Below are 7,155 nucleotides of genomic sequence, written 5' to 3'. Positions count from 1 at the left end.
TGCTCAATACATAAACTTAGATCACCTGTAGGGGTTAAAGGGAATTATTCCTCTACCTATAGGATGATACCTATTATAGTGGATAATTTATTGGTAAGGCTAAACTAGAGGCATTGCTCAGTCACACCAGCCTGTCAAATTATCATCACACTAGTTATGGTCACACTAGCAGAAGCAGCCCATCACCTAGCAGAAAAGCTTTGCCAACAGCAATCTAATCTGGAAAAAGCCGAACAGGTTTATCTCAATACCTTGGCAGTGTATGCAGTGAATCAGTACTTACAGGGTCTAGGATTTGAAACTGACTTAGAGTCTAGTGATAGCCACAATTCAATCATGCAGACATTCCTAGATGTGGCTGATTTAGTGATTAAAAATTACGGCAAGCTCGAATGTAAACCAGTCTCACCAGATGCCGAGTTTGTTTACGTCCCAGAAGAGGTTTGGCAAGATAGAATTGGTTATATAGCAGTGCAACTGAATGACTCCTTGACAGAAGCAAAACTGCTGGGATTTGTGGAAAATGTCGCAACTAATAAATTACCGTTAAGTCAGTTGCAGCCGATGGCATATTTTCCAGGATACCTTCAGAATTTACCCATAAAATCAACCGATAGTCGAGAGATTGCATGTTGAAGGTTGTCTGTCAGAATGTAGAATTGAGAATTGAGAATTGAGAATTGAGAATTGAGAATTGAGAATTCTACATTCTTAATTCTACATTCTTAATTCAAAAATGTTGTTCGCCAAAGGCGTTCCCGAAGGGTAGGTTGTTTGGTTGTTCGCGTAGCGTGGCCTTTTGACCAAGGTTGTTTAGTTGTTCGCCCTTGGGGTTGGAGTAGGGTAGGTTAAAGGTTCAGAAGATAACCTATAACGGTAGTGGACAGTCGAAAAGATGTCAACCCCTGGTGCAACAAGGTCGTGCATGTTGCTGTCATCACCACCGCCATGGGAGAAGTTAGCAATTGTGCGATCGCTTTCTATGGCTCCTACTGAGAAACCCTATTCCATGGCATAACTAGCAGAATTAGCAGGGGAAAACTCTCCACTATTGCCAGCCGCACTAACCTTAATCAGCAAGTCAGCTAATCGCGTTAGTAGGCACTGCCCACCCTAGGATTCTGGCAAAAAATAAAGTTTTGTAAATTAACCCATAAAAATGTGAGCTCAGCTAGATATAGCAGTCGCCAGGGCAGGCGCGGACATGACAAAAGTCTCAAACCTAAGTAAGCGCAAGAGTTTGACTTCTGACTTCTGACTTCTGACTTCTGACTTCTGCTATAAGTAACCAGGTCAGTGTTTCTAATTGATAGCCATGGAAGACCAAATTAGGCACCTGGTATGCCAAGTGCAAAGGTACCCACGGGATACTCAAGAGCGGCAGCAAGCTTTAGGAAAACTGGTTAAGCAAATTTTGCGATGCTCCTAGGTCGCCGCTTCGCGATCGCGTAAAATTTGCCGCCCATCCTTTGGTCAACCTCTATCTGGTATTTATCCAGATATTTTGGAGACAGTGCAGAAACAGCTAATATCATGTCAGGATAATTACCCTTAATAAAAATCTCCCCACCTCCCCATCTCCCCACCTCCCCATCTCCCCATCTCCCCACACCTCCCACCCTTTCCTTAATTATGGGTATTCAACCAGACTTGATATAACCCATGATCTAGAGCGGAATATTGATAGGTATAGCCCACAATTTATTTCTGACAGAGAGTGGACATCTTGGCGAGTTTTGTTAAACCGTTAACCTTTAGAGTTCCGCTAGCTTTAGCAGCACATCCCAGAGCAAAGGAATTTCAACAACACCAAGCTAATCTGACTAAAGCGAAACAGGTTTATTTCAATACTCTGGCAGTGTATGCAGTTAACTTTTACTTGCGGTGTATGGGATTTGAGACAAACTTAGAGGAAAGCGACAGTTGGAACCCAGTGATGCAAACCCTGATGGATGTTGCGGATCTGACGGTTAAAAATCATGGTAAGTTGGAGTGTAGACTTGTTTTACCTGAGGCTAAGTGTGTCAAAGTTCCAGCAGCAGTCTGGCAGGAACGAATTGGTTATGTGGCGGTGGAGCTTGATCAAGCATTGGAGGAGGCAACTCTGCTAGGATTTATTGATACAGTGGTAACAGAAGAATTACCCCTCAACCAATTGCGAACCCTGAAAGAGTTACCGCCACACATTAGAGAGTATCGGCAATGTCCTAAATCCCAGGCAGGGGCAAAGCAGTCGAGCCATAGTCATGCTCTCAAACCCAAGGTCTTCTGTCCCGATGCTTCACCCTCCAACACTATGGAAACAGACTCTAGCCAACAACAGCAACCACAAAGCCAGACAGCAGTAGTGCGATTAAGCCAGTGGTTAGACAATAGTTTTGATGCAGATTGGAAGACTGTGGAAACTATCTTACAGCCAGCACCGGAGCCTTGGCTGGATTTGAGAAGTTTCCCCTTTGACCAACCTAGTAAAGGATTGCATACTACCGTGGGAGTAAAACGAGGTAAACTACTCGGTTCGGAAATCGCCTGGGGTGGTGAGAAGGTGGCTTTATTTGTAGAGCTACATCCAACGGACTCACCGAAAATGAATATATTCATTGAACTTTATCCTGGTGGTGATAGAGACCGTCTTCCCAAGAATCTACAGATTATGGTGCTGGATCACGAGGGAATTGCGGTGATTCAAACCCAAGCTAGAGAGACGGAAAATATTAAGTTGCAAGTAAGTGGTGAACCGAGAGAACGTTTTAGCATTAAGTTAGTTTTGAATGATGTCAGTATTACGGAAAATTTTTTAATCTAAAGTTAGCGGCGATTGCGCTACCGGTATGCTTCGTAAACCCAGCCTTGTATTAATCCGATTATTAATTAGATATAATATTACTATAGCAGTTGTCTAGATTTTGGCTTATAGGAAGTAGGGGTAATAAAGGGGATTTGGTATTATTATAGGAAAGCCCGAGTAAGTAGGGCTAGTTTTTTAGTGAGAAACTGACTCAGGGAAAGCATCGTCTATAAATCCATCGCTATTGCATAAAATTTCTTAATCAGAAGTAAGGGGTAATGGGGAATATTTTTATCGATTACGTAAGCATTCAGCAGTCAGCAGTCAGCAGTCAGCCAAGGCCAAAGGCCTTTGAGCCATGCACGCTACGCCCATGATGGGTGATAGCACCTCAAGTAGCGTGGCACAGGCTTTGGCCTTGGCCTTTAGGCCACGCGGGGCGCGTTTGGCCACGCTGTGCGAACGACGCTGGGGCGCATAATCTGATAGCTGATAGCTGATAGCTCAATACTTACTCGATTACTAATACTTAATACCTAATAAATAATTACCAAAAATGGGAAAGTTAGTTGTCCTGAGTCTAGATGATGATTCCCAGCAGCAGGGGTTTCAGGTACGCTTAGAAATTGGTGAAGAAGGGTCACGCCCAACGCTGGAAATGACAGGTTACTTGCCTGCAGATTCAGAACTCACTACTTACTTACAAGACCATTGGCGCGAAAAATATCGGAGCCTAGGTTCACCCGCGAGAATCCAGCCCGGAAAAATTATCTATGGTGGTTCCATTAACCAAAAGCTCAAGGAATGTGGGGATTCAGCCCATGAGTTAGGTAATAGACTAAAACGATGGCTGGATTCTGAACAGTTTCGTCCCATTGATAAGCGATTACGGGAAGAGTTAAACCCAGAGGAAACCATTCGGGTGCTGATTCGCACGGAAAATACCCAGTTACAAAAGCTGCCTTGGCATCTGTGGGATTTTTTTGAGCGTTACCCCAAGGCTGAATTTGCTCTGAGTGGAAAACAGTTTAAGCGACCCGAAGGCTCTGCACCTACCGGGAAATCTAAAGTTAAAATTTTAGCAATTTTAGGTCATAGTGCTGGTATTAATATTAAGGCAGATCGACAACTGCTGGAGAATTTATCTCATGCAGAAACCGTCTTTTTAGTGAAGCCCAAACATCACGAAATTAATGACCAGTTATGGGAGCAACCTTGGGATATTATCTTTTTCGCAGGACATAGTGAGACAGAGGGGGAAACGGGTCGAATTTATATTAATCCTACTGATAGCTTAACCATTGATGAACTGTGGTATGCCCTCAAAAAAGCTGTGGCCCAGGGCTTAAAACTGGCAATTTTTAATTCTTGTGATGGGTTGGGATTGGCACGGAAACTCCATGATTTACAAATTCCCCAAATGATTGTAATGCGGGAGTTAGTGCCAGATCAGGTCGCTCAAAACTTTTTGAAGTATTTTTTGAACGGGTTTGCTAATGGTAAGTCTTTATATCTGGCAACGCGGGAAGCACGGGAGCGATTGCAGGGGTTGGAGCGTCAGTTTCCCTGCGCCAGTTGGTTACCAGTAATTTACCAGAATCTAGCACAAGAACCACCAGCTTGGGAAGATTTGTACCAAGAGTCAGAAATACCATCAGAAATACCATCAGAAATACCATCGGAAACACCATCACAAACACCATCACAAACACCATCGGTCTCTTCTAAAGGCAAGTGGCGTAGTGTCCAGAGAGTGCTGCTATCTAGCATAGTGGTCACTAGCTTGGTAATGGGAGTGCGATCGCTTGGCCTATTGCAGCCCTGGGAACTGCAAGGGTTTGACCAGTTGATGCGGCTGCGACCCCATGAAGGACCAGATCAGCGACTGTTATTAGTCACAATCACTGAAGAGGATGTGCAGTCCCAACCTGATCACGAAAGAGGAGCCGCCTCCTTATCCGATCGTTCCTTGGCACAACTACTGGCAAAGCTGGAGCAGTATCAACCGAGAGTCATTGGTTTAGATATTTATCGGGAGAATCCTGTGGGAGAGGAATACCAGGATTTAGCGACTCGCATGAAAACTAGTGATCACTTTTATGCCATCTGCCATTATGGTGACCCCGGAGTTCCCCCACCTCCAGAAGTGCCAGATGTTCGCCAAGGCTTTAATAATGTTTTACTTGACCCCGATCGCATTATCCGTCGCCATCTGTTGGCTGTAGGGTCACTATCTACTTGTCAAAGCTACTACTCATTTAATGTCCAGTTGGCAAGACGTTATCTGGCTGATGAAGGAATCGAGTTGGAGGTGACAGAAAATTACTTAAAGCTTGGCACTACAGTTTTTAAGACCCTAGAAAAAGATTCTGGTGGATATCACAATCTAAATTCCCGTGGTCACCAAATATTACTGAATTATCGAGCTTCCGGTCAAATTGCTCAGAAAGTTTCCCTTGCAGAGGTTCTCAGGGATGACTTCAATGCCGACTTAGTCAGGAATCGCATTGTCCTCATCGGTACCATTGCGCCCAGTTTTAATGATATTTTTTGGCGCACACCCTACAGTGGTGGTCAGTGGTCTGTTGAGACCATGACTGGGATAGAAATTCAGGCGCAGATGATCAGTCACATTCTCAGTGCAGTGCTGGATAACCGACCGTTGATTTGGTGGTGGTCTAAGCCTGGTGAAGCTCTGTGGATTTGGTGCTGGGCTCTGGTGGGGGGTATGGTTGCTGGAAACTTTAACGTGCTGCGTTCCGTCCTGTTGGGTACTGGCACTGCTGTGGTTGTTTTATATGGAAGTTGCTGGGTTTGGCTTATAGTAACAGGTGGTTGGGTGCCATTAATTTCCGCTACTATAGCATTGGTGGCTACTGGTGTGGTCGTTTACTGTCGTTTAGAGAAGAGATCATAGTAATTGACTCGTAATTAGTAATTAGTCTTTTGTGATCTACATTAAGTCTCTTGCTAGTTACAAATGACCAATGAATAATGATACCAAATTACTTTTGATAACCCCCCTTTAGCCGCGACTTATTGGGTGCATCTCATTTTTGTTGTTTGACAAGGTGGTGCGTTACGGGGCGGGCTGTCTAAACCCTGGCGCTTGAGCGGAAAATGAGGCCCCCCTAACACACCCTACGCAACTTTTTTACAAATATGAGATGCACCCAACTTATTAGAGTGGTTGATGCTATAATAAACTGGGCTAATTATCATCAAAAATTTTTTCTGCACATACTGAAAAAAAAGGGGGTTTTTAACCCTAATTTTCATGGCTAATTCCTAATTAAGAATCACAACAATTAACCTGATTTTATCTGGAAATAGTGGTGATATACAGGGGTGTTAATCTGAATCCATCAATTCGATGTATCAGGGAAACATCTGTCGATGTTGATCTGAATTTTGAGTTATCATGTTAACTAAATTATTTCGGCTTAAATACCTATTTGCCTCTAATTTAGTCTTTGTTGGCTGGATCAGCTGTTTCTTGGTCTCCCGAGTAGAGGCTGATCAATCCATCAGTCTTGGGCAAGTACCACAAGTACCAATTTACTTTATCCAACCCAATCCCAAACCCCCAGACAATGGGACTCCTTCTGCTCCCCACGGTACTGGAACCCGTGGTGATTGCCTATACAAGCCGGAGCTTCCACTACTGACTCCTTTAGTAGGTGGTTATAATTTGGATTTAAGCGTAAGTGATTATCCAACCTTTTGGATATATATACCTTACACCTCAGAGGATGCACCGTCGGGAGAATTTTCCTTGCAGGATGAGGATGGGGAAAACGATATTTACCGAGAATCTGTTAAGCTACCAGACCAGCCAGGCATTGTTAGTATTACGCTTCCTAAGACAGAAAATCCCTTGGAAGTTGGTCAAACCTATCGCTGGAATCTAGAGATCAATTGCCCTTCTACGGAATTATCCAATGAATTACCAACTCCAGCGTCTGTCACAGGACTAGTTCGCCGAGTTGCCCAGTCTCCAGACCTAGAAAGGGAGTTAAATGGGGCGAAAACTCCTCTAGAGAGAATTGCAGCTTATGGCAAGCATCACATCTGGTATGACACCCTAACTGAGCTAGCTGAATTACGGCTGCAAGATCCACAAAATATGAATCTTGAAACTGCTTGGATTAAGCTATTGAGTGATCAAAGTTTCGGAGAAACGATATCTAAAACAAACCTTTTGGGTAACCTTCAGTAAATTATAGCCGTGCTCGTTTTAGAATTAAGAATTAAGAATTAAGAATTAAGAATTAAGAATTAAGAATTAAGAATTAAGAATTAAGAATTAAGAATTAAGAATTAAGAATTAAGAATTAAGAATTAAGAATTAAGAATTAAGAATTAAG

General features: G+C 43.3%; 6 protein-coding genes. 5 read left to right on the top strand and 1 reads right to left on the bottom strand.

The genetic code is table 11. The annotated features are described in order from the left end of the window. Positions 1-156: 156 nt before the first annotated feature. Entirely contained in the window at positions 157-636 is a 480-nt protein-coding gene (locus tag F6J94_RS27185; protein WP_293046003.1) for a DUF1822 family protein, read from the top strand. A 767-nt stretch (positions 637-1,403) separates the two neighbouring features. Here F6J94_RS27185 and F6J94_RS27180 read toward each other — a convergent pair. Then, entirely contained in the window at positions 1,404-1,610 is a 207-nt protein-coding gene (locus F6J94_RS27180) for a hypothetical protein (protein ID WP_293046000.1), read from the bottom strand. Between the two features lie 116 nt (positions 1,611-1,726). On the opposite strand from F6J94_RS27180, the gene F6J94_RS27175 reads away from it, so the two are divergent. The 4 genes from F6J94_RS27175 (at position 1,727) to F6J94_RS27160 (ending at position 7,007) form a co-directional block, all read left to right on the top strand. After that, positions 1,727-2,806, top strand: coding sequence for a DUF1822 family protein (locus F6J94_RS27175; protein WP_293045997.1), 1,080 nt, complete (start codon positions 1,727-1,729; stop codon positions 2,804-2,806). A 340-nt stretch (positions 2,807-3,146) separates the two neighbouring features. After that, positions 3,147-3,269, top strand: a complete 123-nt coding sequence (locus F6J94_RS27170; protein ID WP_293030003.1) for a hypothetical protein — start codon at positions 3,147-3,149, stop codon at positions 3,267-3,269. Between the two features lie 75 nt (positions 3,270-3,344). Beyond that, the gene (locus F6J94_RS27165; RefSeq protein WP_293045995.1) at positions 3,345-5,705 is read left to right on the top strand and encodes a CHASE2 domain-containing protein; all 2,361 of its coding nucleotides are present in this window, start codon (positions 3,345-3,347) and stop codon (positions 5,703-5,705) included. Between the two features lie 504 nt (positions 5,706-6,209). Then, positions 6,210-7,007 (top strand): DUF928 domain-containing protein, encoded by a 798-nt coding sequence (locus tag F6J94_RS27160; RefSeq protein WP_293045992.1) that lies wholly within the window; start codon positions 6,210-6,212, stop codon positions 7,005-7,007. Positions 7,008-7,155 lie beyond the last annotated feature (148 nt).

Origin of the sequence: Moorena sp. SIO1F2 (assembly GCF_010672755.1) — a bacterium.
In the GTDB taxonomy this organism is placed as follows: domain Bacteria; phylum Cyanobacteriota; class Cyanobacteriia; order Cyanobacteriales; family Coleofasciculaceae; genus Moorena.
The sequence above is the reverse complement of the archived record's forward strand: the minus strand, read 5'-3'. Positions and strand labels throughout refer to the sequence as shown.

Coding starts and splice junctions, on each gene's coding strand:
- F6J94_RS27165 (WP_293045995.1), top strand. CDS start 3,345: ATGGGAAAGTTAGTTGTCCTGAGTCTAGATGATGATTCCCAGCAGCAG.
- F6J94_RS27185 (WP_293046003.1), top strand. CDS start 157: ATGGTCACACTAGCAGAAGCAGCCCATCACCTAGCAGAAAAGCTTTGC.
- F6J94_RS27160 (WP_293045992.1), top strand. CDS start 6,210: ATGTTAACTAAATTATTTCGGCTTAAATACCTATTTGCCTCTAATTTA.
- F6J94_RS27170 (WP_293030003.1), top strand. CDS start 3,147: ATGCACGCTACGCCCATGATGGGTGATAGCACCTCAAGTAGCGTGGCA.